This window comes from Pseudomonas grimontii (assembly GCF_007858185.1).
In the GTDB taxonomy this organism is placed as follows: Bacteria; Pseudomonadota; Gammaproteobacteria; order Pseudomonadales; family Pseudomonadaceae; genus Aquipseudomonas; species Aquipseudomonas grimontii.
Genome location: NZ_VFES01000013.1, coordinates 16,508 through 35,098, shown reverse-complemented (window position 1 = coordinate 35,098; position 18,591 = coordinate 16,508). Strand labels below are relative to the sequence as shown.

14 protein-coding genes and 2 pseudogenes are annotated in these 18,591 nt (G+C 55.9%); 11 read left to right on the top strand and 5 right to left on the bottom strand.

Annotated features, from left to right (window positions below; all coding sequences use genetic code 11):
• The first annotated feature begins 67 nt into the window (after positions 1-67).
• The 8 genes and pseudogenes from FIV39_RS20040 (at position 68) to FIV39_RS33985 (ending at position 8,787) form a co-directional block, all read left to right on the top strand.
• The gene (locus tag FIV39_RS20040) at positions 68-1,186 is read left to right on the top strand and encodes a quaternary amine ABC transporter ATP-binding protein (RefSeq protein ID WP_090404454.1); all 1,119 of its coding nucleotides are present in this window, start codon (positions 68-70) and stop codon (positions 1,184-1,186) included.
• The gene (locus tag FIV39_RS20035) at positions 1,183-2,031 is read left to right on the top strand and encodes an ABC transporter permease (protein ID WP_069970799.1); all 849 of its coding nucleotides are present in this window, start codon (positions 1,183-1,185) and stop codon (positions 2,029-2,031) included. Before FIV39_RS20040 ends, FIV39_RS20035 begins: the two co-directional genes overlap by 4 nt.
• Positions 2,028-2,882 carry an ABC transporter permease gene (locus FIV39_RS20030; protein ID WP_090404451.1) on the top strand — a complete coding sequence of 285 codons (855 nt, stop codon included), beginning with the start codon at positions 2,028-2,030 and terminating at the stop codon, positions 2,880-2,882. Before FIV39_RS20035 ends, FIV39_RS20030 begins: the two co-directional genes overlap by 4 nt.
• 160 nt (positions 2,883-3,042) lie before the next feature.
• Positions 3,043-3,945: a dihydrodipicolinate synthase family protein gene (locus FIV39_RS20025; RefSeq protein ID WP_090404448.1), complete on the top strand. Its 903-nt coding sequence runs from the start codon at positions 3,043-3,045 to the stop codon at positions 3,943-3,945.
• Between the two features lies 1 nt (position 3,946).
• The gene (locus FIV39_RS20020; protein WP_090404446.1) at positions 3,947-5,437 is read left to right on the top strand and encodes an aldehyde dehydrogenase; all 1,491 of its coding nucleotides are present in this window, start codon (positions 3,947-3,949) and stop codon (positions 5,435-5,437) included.
• 184 nt (positions 5,438-5,621) lie between these two features.
• Positions 5,622-6,635: a GlxA family transcriptional regulator gene (locus FIV39_RS20015; protein ID WP_090404443.1), complete on the top strand. Its 1,014-nt coding sequence runs from the start codon at positions 5,622-5,624 to the stop codon at positions 6,633-6,635.
• A 205-nt stretch (positions 6,636-6,840) separates the two neighbouring features.
• A pseudogene (locus FIV39_RS33990) lies at positions 6,841-7,929 on the top strand (cache domain-containing protein); the annotation flags it as partial.
• Between the two features lie 90 nt (positions 7,930-8,019).
• On the top strand, positions 8,020-8,787 hold the full coding sequence (locus tag FIV39_RS33985) for a methyl-accepting chemotaxis protein (RefSeq protein WP_390620706.1): 768 nt from the start codon (positions 8,020-8,022) through the stop codon (positions 8,785-8,787).
• 443 nt (positions 8,788-9,230) lie between these two features.
• On the opposite strand, the gene tnpB is transcribed toward FIV39_RS33985, so the two are convergent.
• A complete protein-coding gene (gene tnpB, locus FIV39_RS20005) occupies positions 9,231-9,533 on the bottom strand; it encodes an IS66 family insertion sequence element accessory protein TnpB (RefSeq protein WP_143513876.1) in 303 nt (100 codons plus the stop codon).
• Positions 9,534-9,676: 143 nt separating this feature from the next.
• Positions 9,677-9,862, bottom strand: a complete 186-nt coding sequence (locus FIV39_RS20000) for a transposase (RefSeq protein ID WP_090404440.1) — start codon at positions 9,860-9,862, stop codon at positions 9,677-9,679.
• A 122-nt stretch (positions 9,863-9,984) separates the two neighbouring features.
• Here FIV39_RS20000 and FIV39_RS19990 point away from each other — a divergent pair.
• The 3 genes and pseudogenes from FIV39_RS19990 to FIV39_RS19975 all read left to right on the top strand — a co-directional run.
• Positions 9,985-10,565 (top strand): annotated as a pseudogene (locus FIV39_RS19990) (reverse transcriptase domain-containing protein); the annotation flags it as partial.
• Between the two features lie 443 nt (positions 10,566-11,008).
• A complete protein-coding gene (locus FIV39_RS19980; protein ID WP_090404438.1) occupies positions 11,009-14,458 on the top strand; it encodes an adenylate/guanylate cyclase domain-containing protein in 3,450 nt (1,149 codons plus the stop codon).
• 116 nt (positions 14,459-14,574) lie between these two features.
• A complete protein-coding gene (locus FIV39_RS19975; RefSeq protein WP_244176339.1) occupies positions 14,575-15,594 on the top strand; it encodes a patatin-like phospholipase family protein in 1,020 nt (339 codons plus the stop codon).
• A 195-nt stretch (positions 15,595-15,789) separates the two neighbouring features.
• On the opposite strand, the gene FIV39_RS33980 is transcribed toward FIV39_RS19975, so the two are convergent.
• The 3 genes from FIV39_RS33980 to FIV39_RS19955 all read right to left on the bottom strand — a co-directional run bounded on the left by FIV39_RS33980 (position 15,790) and on the right by FIV39_RS19955 (position 18,588).
• Positions 15,790-15,942, bottom strand: coding sequence for a conjugal transfer nickase/helicase domain-containing protein (locus FIV39_RS33980; protein ID WP_143513875.1), 153 nt, complete (start codon positions 15,940-15,942; stop codon positions 15,790-15,792).
• Positions 15,943-16,446: 504 nt separating this feature from the next.
• Positions 16,447-17,361: a LysR substrate-binding domain-containing protein gene (locus FIV39_RS19960; RefSeq protein ID WP_090404434.1), complete on the bottom strand. Its 915-nt coding sequence runs from the start codon at positions 17,359-17,361 to the stop codon at positions 16,447-16,449.
• 90 nt (positions 17,362-17,451) lie between these two features.
• Positions 17,452-18,588: a hybrid-cluster NAD(P)-dependent oxidoreductase gene (locus FIV39_RS19955; RefSeq protein WP_090409987.1), complete on the bottom strand. Its 1,137-nt coding sequence runs from the start codon at positions 18,586-18,588 to the stop codon at positions 17,452-17,454.
• Positions 18,589-18,591: the final 3 nt, after the last annotated feature.

Here is an 18,591-nt window from a genome sequence, read left to right as displayed (position 1 = left end):
CCGGTATTTATTTAGCTGCCGAACTTTAACGAACAATATTTTATAAAAAGGTTCGATAGGATTTGCTATGGCTACTACAAGTTTAGACGTAAATAATGTGTTGGTGAGCTGCGAGTCAGTCTGGAAGATTTTCGGCGAGAACTCGGCTGAAGCAATGAAAGCCGTTGTCGAAAGAGGGCTGACAAAAAAGCAGATTCTTCAAGACTATAGCTGCGTCGTAGGTGTGTCTGACGTCAACCTAGAGGTTCGCCGTGGTGAGATTTTTTGCATCATGGGCCTGTCCGGCAGCGGTAAATCGACACTGATCCGATTGCTTAACAAACTGATCACGCCAAGCTCGGGCAAGGTGCTGGTCAAGGGCCGTGAGCTGTCGTCGCTCAGCGCCGCCGAATTACGTGCGGTACGGGCAAGGCAGATTGGGATGGTGTTTCAGAGTGTGGCACTGTTGCCGCATCGTACTGTGCTTGAAAACACTGCGTTCGGGTTGGAAGTACAGGGAGTTCCAAAAACCGAGCGGTTGAAGGTCGCCGAGGCGGCATTAACCAAAGTTGGCCTGGCCGACTGGACTAAGCGTTACCCGGACGAACTATCCGGGGGAATGCAGCAGCGGGTGGGCCTGGCACGCGCGCTTGCTGCAGATCCGGAAATTATCCTCATGGACGAGCCTTTCAGCGCACTTGACCCATTAATACGGCGTCAGTTGCAGGACGAATTCCGCCAGCTTACAAAGGAACTGGGCAAGTCAGCTGTCTTCATTACTCACGACTTGGACGAGGCGATCCGGCTAGGAGATCGCATCGCGATCATGAAAGACGGAATGATCATCCAAGTGGGAACTGCCGAGGAAATAGTTCTAAATCCGGCCGATGATTACGTAGCAGAGTTCGTCGCGGGTATATCGAGGCTCCACCTCGTCAAAGCCAATTCGGTGATGACGCCGGTTGCGCTCTACAAGGCGGCGCACCCCAACGTTGATGTAAGTCGACTGCCAACCACGCCTCCAGACGCCGACCTTGATCACATCATCGGCCTTGCGGTAGCAAATGATCGCGACGCGATCGCCGTGATGGACGCGGGTGTCATCACAGGGGTGATCACCATGCGCGATTTGCTAAGAGGCGTACAAGGGACTGCTAACGAATATGCACACCCGGTTGATCAGGCGCTGGCGGAGGTGTCTTCATGAATGTCGAAAATTTCCCTGGCAGCTTTGACTCGACCGTGGACGCGGGACTTGAATGGCTTTCCGACAATGGTTCGGGACTATTCGATGCAGTAAATGACGTTCTGAAAGGTATTTACGAAAGCCTTCTGTGGCTATTCAACCTCCCGCCATATTACGTTGTTGCAGTGCTTATCGCTTTGCTGGGGTGGCGTCTCGCCGGGCCACGCTTCGCCATTGCTGCTTTGACTGGAATGCTTTTCTGCGCATTTATCGGCTTGTGGCCAGAAACTATGAGCACTCTGGCACTGGTCGTTGCAGCGACGTTGATGGCTCTGCTGGTAGCCATTCCACTGGGTGTGGTAGCCGGGTTGCTTCCGGTGTTGGATCGCATGGTCGAGCCCACGCTCGACATGATTCAGACCATGCCGCCCTACATTTACTTGCTACCTGCCATTGCGCTTTTAGGCTATGGCACAGGCACGGCGCTGATCGCGACATTTATCGTGGCGTTGCCGCCGGCGTTTCGCCTGACATCGCTCGGCATTCGCATGACGCCGAATGAGTTCATCGAACTTGGCAATGCTAGTGGCGTCACTGGCTGGCAGATGTTCTTGAAGATACGTCTGCCCTTCGCAATGCCAAGCATCATGGCTGGCATCAATCAAAGCCTCATGATGGCTTTCGGCATGGTAGTCATTGCAGGCATCGTCGGCTCTGGTGGCTTGGGTGAGACTATATATGGCGCGATTCGCACTCTCGACATCGCCAAATCAATTAACGGTGCTATCGCAATCGTTATTCTCACCATGGTTCTCGACCGTTTGGCACAGAGCGCCGCGGCTGCGTATGAGGGGAAACGACCATGAGCGCACCAGAAATCCAGTTTTCCCCTGGAAAATATATTGCCCCTTTCGTTGATTGGTTCAACACCAATCTTCACGGTGTCTCTAAAGCCATAAGTGTGGTGGTTGAAATAAGTCTGCGTGCAATTGAAGGTGCACTATTGGCCCTACCGCCGTTAGCGGTGATCGCCATCGTCGCTATCACTGTTGCGCTGATCGTTCGAGTGCGTGTCGCTGTGTTGGCGGCAGTGATGCTGGGATATTGCTCGATCTCCGGACTTTGGATTGCTTCCATGCAAACCATTGCGCTGGTCTCGGTGGCCGTACTGATATCAGTGTCTATTGCGTTTCCGCTTGGCATCCTCGCCTCACGGGTGAAGCGATTCGACGCCGCAGTGCGACCGGTGCTCGACGTAATGCAGACTGTTCCACCGTGGGTCTATCTCATTCCTGCGGTAATGATTTTCAGCCTCGGCCGTGTCCCCGCAATCATCGCCACCGTGGTGTATGGGATTCCTCCCATGCTGCGGTTGACCACACTGGCGCTTAACCAGGTACCAAAGGAAATGGTCGAGTTGGGAAATGCCATGGGTGCCACAAAACGCTCGATTCTTTTCAAGATCGAGATTCCTCTGGCCACACCTACGCTTCTGGTGGGGCTGAATCAATGCATCTTGTTATCGCTCGCAATGGTGGTTCTTGCTGGGTTGGTAGGAGGAGGCGGCTTGGGCGCCGAGGTCACTCGAGGACTCACTCGTATGGAGATGGGGCTCGGTCTGCGAGCGGGACTCGCGATCGTAGCTGTCGCGCTACTTTTAGATCGCGTTAGCCGTGGATTACTTAATCGAAATAGTCGACCTTTGGCTGCACGTTAAATAGAGCATGAAGTTTTCATTTGTTTAAATGAAAACCTCATGAAACGTCCAGTGCTATAGCCGTATTGCACAGAAACTCGATCGCTAGACCCAACCAGCCACATCACTAAGTTAACAAATATTTAACCCTTGATTTACCTAGAACACTGGAGACAATACTTTGAACTTTGACGGCATTTTTACGCCTGCCATCACTCCGTTGTCTTCGGATGGCCAGATTAATTATTCGGCCTTTGGCGAGGTTATTGAATACCTGATCGAGTCCAAGGTTCATGGCATTGTTGTTGGTGGGTCGACCGGTGAGTATTACGCTCACACGGTAGCTGAGCGTGTAAAGATTGCTGGCCGTGCAAAAGATATTATCAACGGTCGTTTGCCGCTCGTTGTGAGTACCGGGGGGATTCGAACTGAAGACTCTGTCTACTTTGCCGAGAGGGCGAAGGAGCTTGAGGCAGATGCTCTTATGGTAGGTTCTCCTCCTTACGCGCTGCCCACTCAAAAAGAAATTGGCGCTCATGTCCTGGCAGTGGACAGAGCAGCTGGACTTCCGATCATGCTTTACAACTACCCGGCCCGGATGGGCGTCGCGATGGACGAAGAGTTCTTCGACGCCATTGCACACAGCAAGAATATCGTCGCTATCAAGGAAAGTTCAGGCGAGATGAATCGTCTTCATCGTCTGGCTCAATCACATCCGTCAATCCAAATATCTTGTGGTTGGGATGATCAAGCTTTGGAATTTTTTGCTTGGGGGGCTCGCAGCTGGGTTTGCGCGGGTTCGAACTTCATCCCCCGCGAACATGTTGCGCTCTACGAAGCTTGTGTCATTGAAAAAGACTTCGCTAAAGGACGCCGCATCATGTCGGCAATGCTTCCATTGATGTTTTTTCTCGACGGCGGAAGGTTCGTTCAATCCATCAAGCATGGCAGTGAATTAAGCGGATTACATCCCGGTGGTGTTCGGGCTCCATTGCAACCATTGGAGGAGTCCGAGAAACAACAACTGAAAGAAATTATTCGAACCCTCAAACAAAACGTAGCCCAAATCATTGGGGAGGCTTGAAATGGCAGATCTTCTTAGTAAAGAGGCATATCGCGAACTTGCAGGTAAGCTTGAGTTGCGCAATCAGGCATTTATCAACGGAAAGTTTCGTGATGCGATATCGGGCAAAACGTTCACTACGACCAACCCAGCAACGGGTGACGTTCTAGCTGAAATCGCCGCGTGCGACTCTCGAGATGTCGACGAGGCCGTGGCAGCAGCCAAAGAGGCATTTGAGGACGCCCGCTGGCATTCGCTCTCGCCTTCTGCACGCAAGTCTGTATTGCTGCGTTTCGCTCAACTGCTTGAAGAGAATTCGCACGAATTGGCGGTACTCGAAAGTCTGGACAGCGGTAAACCGATTCGTGAATGCCAGAACATCGATGTTCCCGAAACAATTCATACGCTGCGTTGGCACGCAGAACTCATCGACAAAATTTACGATTCGACCGCGCCAGTGGGTTCGGGAGCCGTCACGATGGTCGTGCGTGAGCCCATCGGAGTCGTCGGTCTTGTTTTGCCGTGGAACTTCCCGCTATTGATGCTTGCCTGGAAAATTGGCCCATCGCTGGCAGCAGGTTGCTCGATCGTGGTCAAGCCCGCGAAGGAAACTACGTTGAGCACGCTGCGCGTCGCTGAATTGGCTTATCAGGCGGGTATCCCCGCGGGCGTGTTCAGCGTGGTGCCTGGTAGTGGCAAAGAGGCCGGTGAACCATTAGGTCGGCACGCGGATGTCGCGATGGTCAGCTTTACAGGCTCTACTGACACTGGCCGGCTGTTTCTAAAATATTCCAGTGAGTCAAACCTGAAGCGCATCGTTCTGGAGTGCGGAGGCAAGAACCCTGCAGTTGTGATGGACGACGTCGAGGACATTGATCTCGTCGCGCAGCACGTAGTGAATGGCGCCTTCTGGAACATGGGCGAAAACTGCTCTGCGTCCTCTCGCCTGATCGTTCATAGCAATATCAAGGACGATCTTTTGAAGCGTATCCAGGTTCACCTGGGCGATTGGCAAATGGGTGATCCGCTTGACCCTGAAAATCGCCTGGGCTCGATGATCAGCACCGCTCACTTTGAAAAAGTGCGTTCGTACATTGAGCACGCTAAAGACCAAAAGCTGGATGTGCTGGTGGGCGGGAGTACTACGAAAAATATCTTTGTGGAACCCACCATCGTTGATGGCGTAAGCCGTGATAGCCGGTTGTTTCAGGAAGAAATCTTCGGCCCCGTCCTGAGCGTAACAACCTTCAATACTGTGGATGAGGCCATCGATTTGGCTAACGACACGGCTTATGGATTAGCGGCGTCCGCGTACACCGGTAACCTGCGCAATGCATTGAAGCTTTCGCGCGGCATTCGTGCCGGAATCGTGACCGTCAACTGCTTCGGCGAAGGCGATGCATCTACGCCTTTCGGCGGGTACAAAGAGTCTGGCTTCGGTGGCCGAGACAAGTCCATTTGGGCTCATGATCAATACACCGAGTTGAAAACCATCTGGATCGATGCGTCCTGATTCAGATTAACGGTGTCTGGTTTGGAGGTCGCCTCAACTGCATTGGTTGGGGCGATCTTCGCGTTGAAATGACCGGCATTTCTGACCCGAGGCCCTATACGTAAAGGTAGTGGTAATAACGGAGGAAGGCCATTTTTCGCGGCTCGATTGTATCGTTTTATCTTATATAAAAGGGTGCCTCGAAGTGATAGAACAGCGAACTTTTTGTGGAACAATCAAAGGGAAAAACTTTCGCTATCTCAATGATGAGAAACCTCCGAACGTTTCCCGTTCGGAGGTGGGCTTTATCCTTCTTGATCACTTTTCTCTGCCTTCATTTACCAACGCATTGGACGCGCTTGTGACAGCGAATCTGCTGCGGCCTGAACTCTTCAGTACCTGCACGTTTACGCTGAATGTGCAGGAAGTGATGAGCGACTTGGGCATCATTATCCGCCCGGATCAACAGCTTTTATCCTATCCACTGAGCGATCTAAAACTGTTGATCGTGTGTGGCGGGCTTCGGACGCCACTGCGCGCCGATGCTCATTTGTCCGCTCTGCTCAAGAAAGCCGCCGAGAAGGGAGTAGCGTTAGCGGGTCTCTGGAACGGAGCCTGGTTCTTGGGGCAAGCAGGTTTGCTGGATGCATACCGTTGTGCCATTCACCCGGAGCATCGGCCAGCGCTTGCAGAGGCGGCACAGCACAGCCAAGTGACAAGTGAGAGCTTTATGGTTGATCGCGATCGTTATACGGCGGCCAGCCCGAGCGGTGCGTTTCATATGATCCTGGGCTGGATCGGTCAATGTCATGGAGCAGGCCTTGTTGATGGCATCTCGGACATCTTGGCATTTGAGGACTCACGGCATCGACGCCTGAATCCAACGCTCCACATTAAAATGGCGGCGCCTTTGAGAGAAATCGTCACATTGATGGAGGCGAATCTTGAAGAACTTCTGGATTTAGAGCAGTTGGCAGGCTGGGTCAATCTGTCCAGGCGCCAAATCGAACGGTTGTTCAGGGCTCAGTTGGGCACTACCCCACAGCGTTACTACCTCGAACTTCGGGTCACTGAAGCACGACGCCTGCTGCAGCATTCCGGTCTAACCATAGTGCAGGTCGCAGTGGCTTGTGGATTCGTCTCCCCGAGCCATTTCAGCAAGTGCTATACGGCTTACTTTGGGTATTCCCCTTCCCGAGAAACACGAATGGAATTTTGAATGTCGGAGCCCTTGGTCAGTTCTTGCTATGACTGCGCTCCAGCTGACAGATCCGAATACATAACTGACCCGGTGCTTGGAATGGCAACCCGGCTGCACCGACACTTTATATGTACCTCTATGTAATAACGGTCTTGCTGGGGCGGCATGCAGCAGGGTGCAGCTAATGTGACTTGCGATGTATGAAAAAAATTACGGAGCTTAAATGAACATCAAGCAAAAGCTAACTGGGGCGTTCGCAATCATCGCGTGTTTGCCCATCATTGTTGTCGCCAGCATTGTCATCATTAATCTGCGCAACGAGGCCACGGAAAGTTTTGTCGAAAACAGTGGGCGCGAAATACGTCAGGTCGAGAACGGCATGCAATTGTTCTTCGACAGTATCAGCCAGAACATCGATTATCTTGCGTCCAATCCGCTGGTAGCCACCGCTGGTAACGGTCTCAAAAGTTCGTTGACGCCCGAACAGGAAAACCTGCCCGAGCCCGAAACGGGCAAGAACATCGTTGCGCTGTTTGATCGCATGGCGAAAAGCCACCCTTCTTACTCCTATATTTCCTACGGTCTGGCCAACGGCAGTTACGCGTTTTGGCCTGAGGGGCAGAAGCTCAGTAACTACGATCCTCGTGCGCGCCCTTGGTACAAGACCGCTCTGGCTAACCCGGGCAGGACGGTGCGCACTGATGCCTATTACTGGTCTGCCGACGACGCGGTGATGATCGCGACCGTACGCGCGATACCTAACGCCCTGGGCAACCCAGGCGGGGTGATGAGCATTGATGTGACACTCAAACAACTGACCAACATCGTCAAACAGATCAAGCTTGGTGAAACCGGCTACCTGATGCTGATGGAAAACAGCGGCAACGTGCTGGTCGACCCCAAGCAGCCCGAGCATAATTTCAAGAAGCTCGGTGAGCTGAGCGGTGGTTTTAGTGAGCTGGCCAAAACGCCCAAAGGTCTGACAGCAGTAGAGCTTAATGGCGAGCGCTACATGGCTAACGTCTATCCTGCTGACAAACTCGGCTGGAGTTTCATCGGCCTGATCAAGCAGGATGAAGTCATGGCTTCAGCCAATAAACTGACCTGGCTGATTGGTATCATCGCTGCGGCACTTGCTGTGGTCTTCGCGCTGGTCGGCGCTACTTTCGCGAGCTTTATCGTGCGCCCGATCAGCGGTGTGTCAAGCGGGCTGGAGGGAATAGCCCAAGGTGAAGGCGACCTGACTGTCACGCTGGCAGTGCGCGGCAACGACGAAACTGCCCAGCTAGCTCGCTGGTTCAACCAATTTCTGGGCGCGATCCGCAGCTTGATCCAGCACATCTCCAGGGCTGCCAGCAGCATCCTTGCAGCATCGCACAGCTCCACTCAGGTCTCGGGTGATATGGCTGAGGCCGCCAACCGCCAACGTGAAGCGGTGGACATGGTATCCACTGCCTTCCACGAAATGGTCGCTACTGCCAACGAAGTCGCGCGTTCTTGCAGTCAGGCTGCCGAATCCGCCGACACAAGTCAGCAACAGGCACGCGACGGTCAACGGCAGATCGATGATGCAGTAGAAAGCGTTGACCGGCTCAGCGAAGAAATATCCCGCTCCGCGCAGGACATGACGCAATTAGAGCGAGACAGTAACGACATCCAGTCAATTCTCAACACCATCCGCTCTATCGCCGAGCAGACCAACTTGCTGGCCCTCAACGCCGCCATTGAAGCTGCGAGAGCGGGTGAGCAGGGGCGTGGCTTTGCTGTGGTGGCTGACGAGGTCAGGGCCTTGGCGAAGCGTACCGCCGACTCTACTGCCGAGATCGACAGCTTGTTGGGCAATCTGGCCCGGCGCACCGCCTCGGTGGCGCAACAGATGCATTCTAGCCTTGAGGTCTCGCAGCAGTCGGTGAGTAAGATTGGCCAAGCTCGCACCAGCTTTGGCCAGATTCGCGAATCGGTGGACGTCATCCGCGATATGAACACCCAGATTGCCACCGCCGCCGAAGAGCAGCATCAGGTGGCCGAAGACATCAACCGGCACATCAGTCAGATTCATGGTGATGCACAACTGGTGGTCGAACTGGCGCAATTATCGCGTACTGACTCGCAAAGCCTGGCGTCGCTATCCAATGAGCTGGACGGTCTGGTGCGGAAGTTCCGCACCTGATGACGTGTTCTGGCTTTAGCTGGGATTTACGCCATCGTCATTCCCCGTTAAACGGCTACAAGTACCCGGTGTCATATATGTGTGGTCAAGCAACGACGTAGTATCCAACGAACGGGGGCACTGCCCGAGCCTGTGTGGAGCGGTGAGGAGGCCAGTGGGGAGTTGGTGGGGCCGTGGCAAAGCGGCCTCGCCGACATCAGGAGGGAAGTACTTAACATCTGACCCATTACACTCCGCGCAGAGCTGTTTCGTCTGGACGCCCAGCGCTGCAGTTGGTCGGGATTCCGGCGCGACTCCGTCATCAGTTCGGGTTTGAGACAGCCCTCATACAGTAGTTCGCCTACCCGATGCTCAATGATATGGTCGCTTTGGTTGAGCAGGCTTGCAGTGCGCCTGGTCATGACAGGCGTTATACGATGGAAATCGCACTGCCTGGCCCGACTCTATGCCAAGGGCAAGCCCAGCACCAGGGCATGCAGTTGTTCGGCACCTAATTCCATCTGAGAGCCGTGTCGAGAACCCGGCCAGAAGAACTTGCCTTGATGCAGGCGGCGCGCCGCCAGCCAAATACCGAACCCGTCGTGCACCAGCACTTTAATGCGATTGGCGCGGCGGTTGGCAAACAGATGAGCGCAGTGCGGTTGCGCCGCACCGAACATGGTGACCAACCGCGCCAGCGCGGTTTCAGTACCGGCGCGCATGTCCATGGGTTCGGTGGCGTGCCAGATGGCGTCGATGCGAATCATTGCAACAGATCTCGAAGGAAGGTTGCGCAGGCAGCCGCGCTATCGGTCGGCCAGTTCACTTTGACAGTGCCACACGGATGAGGGATTTCAACGCAGATAGTCGATGATGCAGCTTGCGAATTTGCTCCGGCTAGCTGCATGGGTCACGGAATAAAAGCAGGTTGCAGCTCCGTGTTTTTTTGCGTTTGCACCCAAATCCATTTGTGGACGAGGTTCGCATTGAGGCTATGGCTCAGCGAGACGCTGGCAATCGAGGTGCCGGGCTGGGCGCACTCTTGAATGACTTGGACTTTGAAGGATTTGGTGTAGGAACGGCGTTGTGGCTGCATGAAATACCCGCTTAAAAGGCTAGAACCGGTGCCCACTTAAATTTAAGTGCACACCATGTCTTGGCTTTGCAGGGCTGGGTAGATGACTTCGCCGGACGGATACTGACGGTCGACGAGTTGACGGCTACGTGAAACAGTATTGGCCGATTCTCAAGAACCGATTGCTGGCCGGCGAATACCCCCCGCAATGTGTATACGACGTCGAAATCCCCGAACTCAAAGGCGGAACCCGGCAGTTGGGCATTCCCAGCGTCGTGGATCGCCTGATCCAACGGGCACTGCTGCAACAGCTCACGCAGCTCTTCGATCCGCTATTCTCGGGCTACAGCTACGGTTTTCGTCCGGGCAGAAGCGCTCACCAAGCGATCGAAACCGCACGCGGCCATGTGGAGGCGGGTGTGGAACTTGATCTGGAAAAGTTCTTTGATCGAATCAACCACGACATCCTGGTGGCCCATGTGCAGCTTCACGTCGAAGACAATCGGTACTCAAGTTAATCCGCCGTTATCACGAAGCCGGGGTGATGTCGGGCGGGATCACCAGCCGCCGGCACGAAGGGGCGCCGCAAGGCGGCCCCCTCTCGCCGTTGCTGTCGAATATCCTGCTCAACCAACTCGACCGCGAGCTGGAGCGGCTGGGTCATTGCTTCGTGCGTTATGCCGATGATGTGAACATTTTTGTGCGCAATCAGCGGACTGGCGAACCACTCCGTCCAGAAAATATTTTTCAATGACTCAACTCGCGCTTTCCACGGTATCCGCACAACACTCTCCACAGTGCTCAACGATCAGCAGGACCAAATTTTACGATCGGCGCCATACCAGGGCAGAAGATTCGCCAACCTTCAAGGTCCGTTACTGATGGGGGATAGCGCCGGTGAGACAGACCAACTGCCTCTTGCGGATCACTTATGCAGAGATCATCCTGAATCGTACCCAAGTTGTGTGTTGAGGCGTGGCCGCCTACCAGGATTCCTGTCGACTTTCGGTAACCGGGTCGCGGATGTATAGCAGCTGTTTACGCGCTGCGTAGCCCGCGCAGCGATGATGTGTCACGCGGATATCGACGACAGGGGAGATCGCCTCATCCGATCGCGTCTTGCCGCCAGCGGATCCGGCGCCTAACGATTAGAAGCAAGGAGGTCGTATGCGCTGTGCAAACTGCGGATTCGAGAATCCCTCCGGGGCCAGCTTCTGTGAAGCGTGCGGCGCCAGGCTGTCTTGCAGCTGTTCGCGCTGTGGCCACGAGGCGGGCCTTTCCGACAAATTTTGCAGTGAATGCGGTGCACCGCTAACCGATGCGTCTGCTGCGCCATCACCGCGCTCCCGGCCTGTTTCAGAGCCTTCTCCAGCGCCCATTCATTACACACCCCACTACCTTGCCGAGCGCATCCGCGCCGAACAGGCCGCCATGGAAGCCCGGGGCGAGACCGCCGGAGAACGCAAGACCATCACGGCGCTGTTTGCCGACATGGCTGGCTCTACGGCGCTGATCCACGACCTCGATCCGGAACAGGCCCAGCGCCTTATCGAGCCTGTTGTCGCGATGATGATGGAAGCTGTCCACTACTACGAAGGCTACGTGGCCAAGACGCTGGGCGATGGCATTCTCGCGCTATTCGGCGCCCCCATCGCCCATGAGGACCATCCGCAGCGGGCGCTGTATGCGGCGCTACGGATGCAGGAGGCGATACACCGACATGGTGACCGCATTCGTCTGGAAAAAGGTATTCCGTTGCAAATCCGCGTTGGCATCCATACTGGAGAGGTCGTCGTGCGTTCGATCCGCACAGACAATTTACACACCGATTACGATCCGGTCGGGCACACGATCCACATTGCATCCCGGATGGAGGGCATCGCCGCGCCATCGTCAATCCTGGTGAGCGAGTCCACCCACAAGCTGGCGGAGGGCTATTTCGAGTTCAGGACTCTGGGGGCCACCCAAGTCAAAGGCATTCCCGATCCGCTTGTCGTGTATGAAGTGCAGGGTCTCGGCGCGCTGCGCACGCGCCTGCAACTGGCGGCACATCGCGGGCTGGCCAGGTTCGTCGGCCGCCAAGTCGAACTTGATCACCTGCATCAGGCACTCTATAAGGCCAAAGCGGGCCTCGGGCAGGTCGTCGCGGTGGCAGGCGAGGCGGGGGTCGGGAAGTCGCGGCTGTTCCATGAGTTCAAGGAAGGCTCGCGGCGCGGGTGTCTGGTGCTGGAGACTTTCTCGGTGTCGCACGGCAAGGCCTTTGCCTATTTTCCGCTCATCGAGCTTCTGAAAAGCTATTTTCAGATCACTGCACTGGACGACGAGCGGCGGTGCCGGGAAAAGGTCATGGGCAAGACTCTGACGCTTGAGCGCAGCTTCGAGGATCTTGTGCCCTACCTGCTCTATCTGCTGGGTATTGGCGAAGGCAGTTCGGCGCTCGCGGAAATGGATCCTCAGATCCGGCGCGATCGCATCTTCGACGCGATTACGCAACTTCTGGCGCGCGAGAGTCGCGATCAGCCGATCGAACTGCTGTTCGAGGACTTGCAATGGCTGGACCGCGAGACCGAAGCATTCCTCGCGTGTCTCATCGACCGCGTGGCGAGTGCTCCGATCCTGCTCCTCGTGAACTACCGGCCCGAGTATCAGCCTGCGTGGACGCGCGCGGGTCATTGCAGTCAGCTTCGGCTCGAACCGCTGGGCCCGGCCGAAGCCCAGGGACTGCTCGCGGCCCTGCTAGGGGACGATCCCACCCTCGTCCCCCTCAAACAACTCATCCTGGAGAAGACGGAGGGCAACCCTTTCTTCATGGAGGAAGTGGTGCAAACGCTGGTCGAGGATAGCTCGCTGCTCGGTGAACCCGGCCGTTACCGGATCGAGCAAACTCCTTTTGCGCTGCATATCCCCACCACCGTGCAAGGTGTGCTCGCTGCCCGTATCGACCGGCTCCCCGTTGCGCAGAAGGAGTTGCTGCAGACGCTCGCCGTCATCGGCAAGGAGTTTGCGTTCAGTCTGATCCAACGCATCTGTGATGGACGTGGCGCTCGGAATGACGACGATTTACGCGATCTACTGGCCCGACTGGAGGCCGCGGAGTTCATTTACCAGCGGCCTGCATTTCCGGAGGTGGAGTATTCGTTCAAGCATGCCCTGACCCAGGAGGTCGCGGGCCACTCGCTACTCACGGAGCGGCGGAGCGCACTGCACGAACGCACGGCGCAGGCCATCGAGGCACTGTTCCCCACCCGCATCGCCGATTATTGCAGCGAACTGGCGCACCACTACAGGCTGAGCGGCAATGTCCCAAAGGCCGTGGAATACCTGCACCGTACCGGGCAACAGGCCCTTCAGCACTCCGCCCATCTAGATGCAATGCGTCACCTCGGCGCGGCGCTGGAATTGCTCGAGCAATTGCCCGACACGTCCGCGCGTGCTCATCAGGAACTGACGTTGCTGCTCTGCCTGGGACCGGCGTTGATGGCTGCCCGAGGCTATGGTGCGCCCGAGGTGGAAGCCACCTACACCCGTGCACTGGCGCTATGCGCGCAAGTAGGCGACGACTCGCTTTTCCCTGCGCTGATGGGGCTGCGGATGTACTACGAGTTGCGTGCGCAATACTCAACGGCATGCGAACTGGGTGAGCGACTGCTCAGTGTCGCGCAAACTGCGCAGGATCCGAATTTGCTCGTGGGAGCCCATGCGGCGCTCGGGGCGACCTTGTTTTTCCAGGGAGATCTGCGCAATTCCCTTGACCACAACGAGCAGGCGCGTGTTCTCTACAACCCGGACCTTCATCGCACACATGCCATCAGGTACGGCATGGATCCGGGCTACGCCATGATATTTACGGCCTTGTGTCTTTGGCACCTGGGTTTCCCCGATCAGGCAAGCACACGCAGCCAGGAGGCCCTTGCAATGGCCAAGAAGGTTGCCGACATGTTCAGCCTGGCCTTCAACCTGTCTGCTACGTCGATACTGGGACAGTTTCGGCACGACGTACAACTCGCCGAGGAGTGTGCTGATGCCGCCATCAAGCTTTCACTCGAACAAGGGTTTCCGTATTACTTGGCGTGGGGGACTATTCTCCAGGGTTGGGCTCGCACCGAGCAGGGAAACATTGACGAGGGAATCGCTCAGATAACCCAGGGTATCGCCAATTACCAAGCCGCCGGAGCAGAGCTTGGATGCTCTTATTTTCTGGCACTGCTGGCCGCAGCTCACGGGCGCGCCATGCAACCGCAGGCAGGATTGGATGTCTTGACCGACGCTCTGGCTATGGTGGACAGAATAGGCGAGCACTTTTACGAAGCAGAACTGTACCGGCTCAAGGGAGCGCTCACCCTCCAATGTCCGGGTGAAGACAGTCAGGGTTCTTCCGTGCAGCAGGAAGCGCAAGCATGCTTTCAAAAGGCGATCTCGGTCGCCCGACAACAAGGTGCAAAGTCACTCGAGCTACGAGCCACAGTGAGCCTTGCTCAGCTTTGGGAAACACGAGACAAGGAGGCGGCCAGGCAGATGCTGGCCGACATCTATAGTTTCTTCACCGAAGGCTTCGACAGCGTTGATTTGCTACAAGCCAAGGCGCTGCTCGATGCATGGGCATCAAACGAGGGGTGAACGATCGATGACGCTTGGTGCTGAATGAAGCAGCGGCGTGTCGTCGGCAAGTGCGTGACGGGGCGAAGCACTGCGCCAAGCACCCGATGCGGCCAGCACCGACGAGGAGACCAAGAATGACCACGAAAAAGCCGGTCGCGCTGGCGTTGCAGGGCGGTGGGATGCACGGTGCGTTCACCTGGGGCGTGCTCGATCGGTTGCTCGAGGACGGCAGGCTTGCCATTGAAGGGGTGAGTGCAACCAGTGCCGGCGCGATGAATGCCGTCGTGCTGGCCTACGGCATGCTGCAGGGTGAAGAGGCCGGCGCGCGCCAGGCGCTGCATGATTTTTGGTCCGCGGTGGCGCAGTCCGCCGAGCGGCATAACCCGTTGCGCTGGGCGCCATGGTTGAAAGGGACGCACAGTTTCGGGCTGGACTATTCGCCCATGTATGCGTTTGCGGACATGGCGCTTCGTATCTTCTCGCCTTACCAGTTCAATCGCCACAACTTGAATCCGCTGCGCGAGGTGCTGGAGAATCAGGTCGATTTCGCCGTCTTGCGCAAGCAATGCCCGCTCTACCTCTATCTGTGTGCGACCAATGTTGAGACGGGGAAGATACGCATCTTCTCAGGCGAGGACGTCTGCGCCGAAGCGGTGCTGGCTTCGGCCTGTGTGCCGACATTGTTCCAGGCAATCACGATCGACGGCCAGCACTACTGGGATGGCGGCTATATGGGAAACCCGGCGATTTTCCCGCTGATCTACCACTGCAATACGCGCGATGTGGTGATCGTCCACATCAACCCGCTCGTCCGCCCGGGCGTGCCCATGACAGCTGCCGACATCCTCAATCGCATCAATGAAATCAGCTTCAACTCGTCGCTGATGCGTGAGATGCGCACCATCGCTTTTGTCACCGACCTCATCGAGCAAGGAAAGGTCGAGCGCGACGAGATGAAGGAGATGCTGATCCACTCCATTCGGTCCGACGCAGCGATGTGCGCGCTCAGCGTGTCCAGCAAGTACAACGCAGGCTGGGACTTCCTTTGCGGGCTGCGCGACAACGGACGACGCGAGGCCGATGCATGGCTTACCGAGAACTATCGGAATATTGGCGAACGGTCGAGTATCGACATCCGAAAGGAATTTCTTTGAACGCCGTCATGAGACGGAAAAAGGTGGCTGGTGCCGGCATGGACGGTCGGGCGATGACGGCAGTGCTGCGTCGCCGCGCTCGCTTAAATGCTACGGAGTTTAAACTGTCTCGATTTTAAGAAGAGGATTGTCGGCAAGTACGGTTTCGAACAACAGCGTTGGTTTTTCCAGCAAGTAACCTTTGAGTCTAGCCTTCTACCGAGATCCTTCGACCTGAAAGGTCCAGATGTTAATGTCGTCTCCATGTTTCCTGTGAACCTTCAGTTTTTTGAACTGCGTCTGCACCCCAGCGCCATTTCGCAATCTCTTAGTCTGCACCCTATGAGATACCAGGAAACTCCTGAGCATAGCTTTGGAAAGTTCCGGGTGTGACCAGGAATCCGGTACACGTCCACCTTGGCAATGCTGTCATTGATGGATGCCTTCCTTGCGCCAATCCTAGATAGCCTGGCCAGGTTTATCTGCCCCCTGACCCGGTATGCCGCGCGTGCATATGGGCGCTGACAAGATCACCCTCAACAACGTTCTGCCGGTCGCCGACACATGGGCGCCGGGCCTGACACGCCTCCGGCGGCCAACAGACTTGGACGGGGCATGGATCGTCGGAAGACGACATAGTGCCGGTCGGCAGCCGAGTGCGCCGCCACCCACTATATTTGCGACCATCGGTAGGTCAACATTAAATCCGGGTTAAGCCCTGCGACGCCAATCTATCTGGTCGCAGATCATTCCTGCCGGAAATCTGTCGCTCGCGCCGCCATCGATCACATTCGCCAGCTCTTCACGTTGTTGGCCGCTCATGCTTTTGGGGGCAGAGGTGAGCCGCATACGAGCCGCACCCATGACTATTACTCAAACGTCGACCGTCTCCGCCAGATGCGCCATCAGCCACTGGCGAAAGCGTTCGACGCTTTGTCTATGTGGGGGCCGACCTTGAGGTTCCAGCAGGCAGAACTGAGCGTCTGTGCACAGGGTGGTTTGCGTCGGTCGAACGAGATTGCCAGTTTGCAAGTGGTTGCTGAGTAGGCCCGACCAAGCCAAAGCGATACCCTGGCCAGCCAGCGCTGACTGAATCAACATTGAATAGTTGTTGATATTGATGCGTCGCCGAGGTTCTGGAGCTTGGTAGCCAAGACGTTGAAACCATTCCTTCCACCCAATCCAGTCTCGTTGCGGGTCTTCAAACCATAACCAGGTACACGCGCCTAGCTGCTCTAACGTATGAATCTCTGGATGCTGCGCTAGAAAGGCAGGGCTGCAGACCGGGAAAATTTCTTCGTTGAACAACGGAGTGACTTTCATGTTTTTTGGTGGGGTACTGCAGTAGTAAAGCGCCAGATCGCAGTCTAGCCGGGAAAAATCACTGACTTGATCCGTCGCGATGATGCGCAGATCAATCTCCTCATTCTGGCGTTGGAACTCCGATACGAGAGGCAGTAGCCACAACGATGCCATCGCTGTGCTGGTAACGACGGTTACCTGCCGGGCGCCTTGCCAATGGAGCATTCCCGCTGTGGCATGGGCGATTTGCTGCAGCGTATCGCGGACGCTTTCGTAATATTGGTTGCCCGAGGCGGTGAGCTTGATTTCACGGGTCGTACGGGTGAAAAGCGCCGTGCTCAGATAGTCTTCGAGCAAACGAATCTGACGGCTGATCGCGCCTTGAGTGACGTTTAGTTCGCGGGCTGCCAAGGTGAAGCTCAAATGGCGGGCCGCAGCTTCAAACGCCACCAGGCTATTGAGTGGCGGCAAGGGTTGCAGCTTCATCAGGTAGGGTCACTGTATTTTTGATTTTGCACCGTGCACAGATATTGTGCAGAAACCAGGGTGTAGTGACTACCTGTTAATGATGTAAGACTAGAGATCAATGACCAAGTCAGAAGTGGGCTTGCTGCAGCAAAGCAAGCGCAAACCCTTGTCGATCTCACGTTGTCTGATCCCACCGTTGTGGTTCATTTCCACAGTACCCTTAAGCAGGGCTGTTTTGCAGGTGCCGCAAACACCCTGACTGCAGGAGGACGGTACGATTGCGCCGGCTTTTTTGGCAGCACTCAGCACGGTCTGATTACCCGGCATGCTGAACGTCCTCCCCGAGCGTGACAGGGTTACCGTAAACACGTCTTGCTGATCGGACGGAGAGGCTTGCTCGATCAAAGGTTCTTCATTCAGTACCGTAATGTCGAAGCTTTCCTGATGGTAGTGGTCGAAATCGAACGCCGCTTCCCTGAGAACTGATTTGACTGCCTCCATGTAACCCTGGGGCCCACAGGTAAAGATTTCCCGTTCCTGGAAATCCGGCACTTGCTGGCTTAACAAAGGCAAATCGAGTCGGCCTATAGGCTGTCGCCATTCGGCGGTATCGCCAAATCCTTCGCAAATATTTATGACCCGCAGCCCTGTCATACCGGCCTGCATACGTTTCAACTCTTCGTGAAAGATGATGTCTGCGGGGGTGCGAGCGCTGTGCACAAAGACGATGTCGAGGTTGCCGGCCATGTCAGCGGCGGTGCGGGTCATCGACATCAAGGGCGTCACGCCGGAGCCAGCCGACAGGTACAGCAACTTGGCGGCAGGGTGACCAACTGGTGTAAAACTGCCTGCCGGGCCGGAAGCCCGCAGGTTATCGCCCGGCTTGAGATTATCGTGCAACCAGTTCGATACCGCTCCGCCAGGCACACGCTTGACAGTTATGGAGAAAGCAAACGGGCGGGTGGGGGAGGACGAAAGGGTGTAACACCGAGCGATGGTTTGCCCCCCGATGACGGGAGAAATGGTGATGAATTGACCCGGTTCGAAACTCAGTGCACTGAAGTCTGCACACCGAAAGATAAAGGTCCTTACATCATGGGTTTCCTGCCGTACGGCGCAACACTGCAGCGTCTTCTGTTCGCCGCTGTTCCATTGCGAGCCGCACGCGACCCAAGTCATTGGGTCGGTGAAACGCTGGATTGCATCGATGTTTTTGGCTGATGGTAAATTTTCGAAAGTTGTCATGTT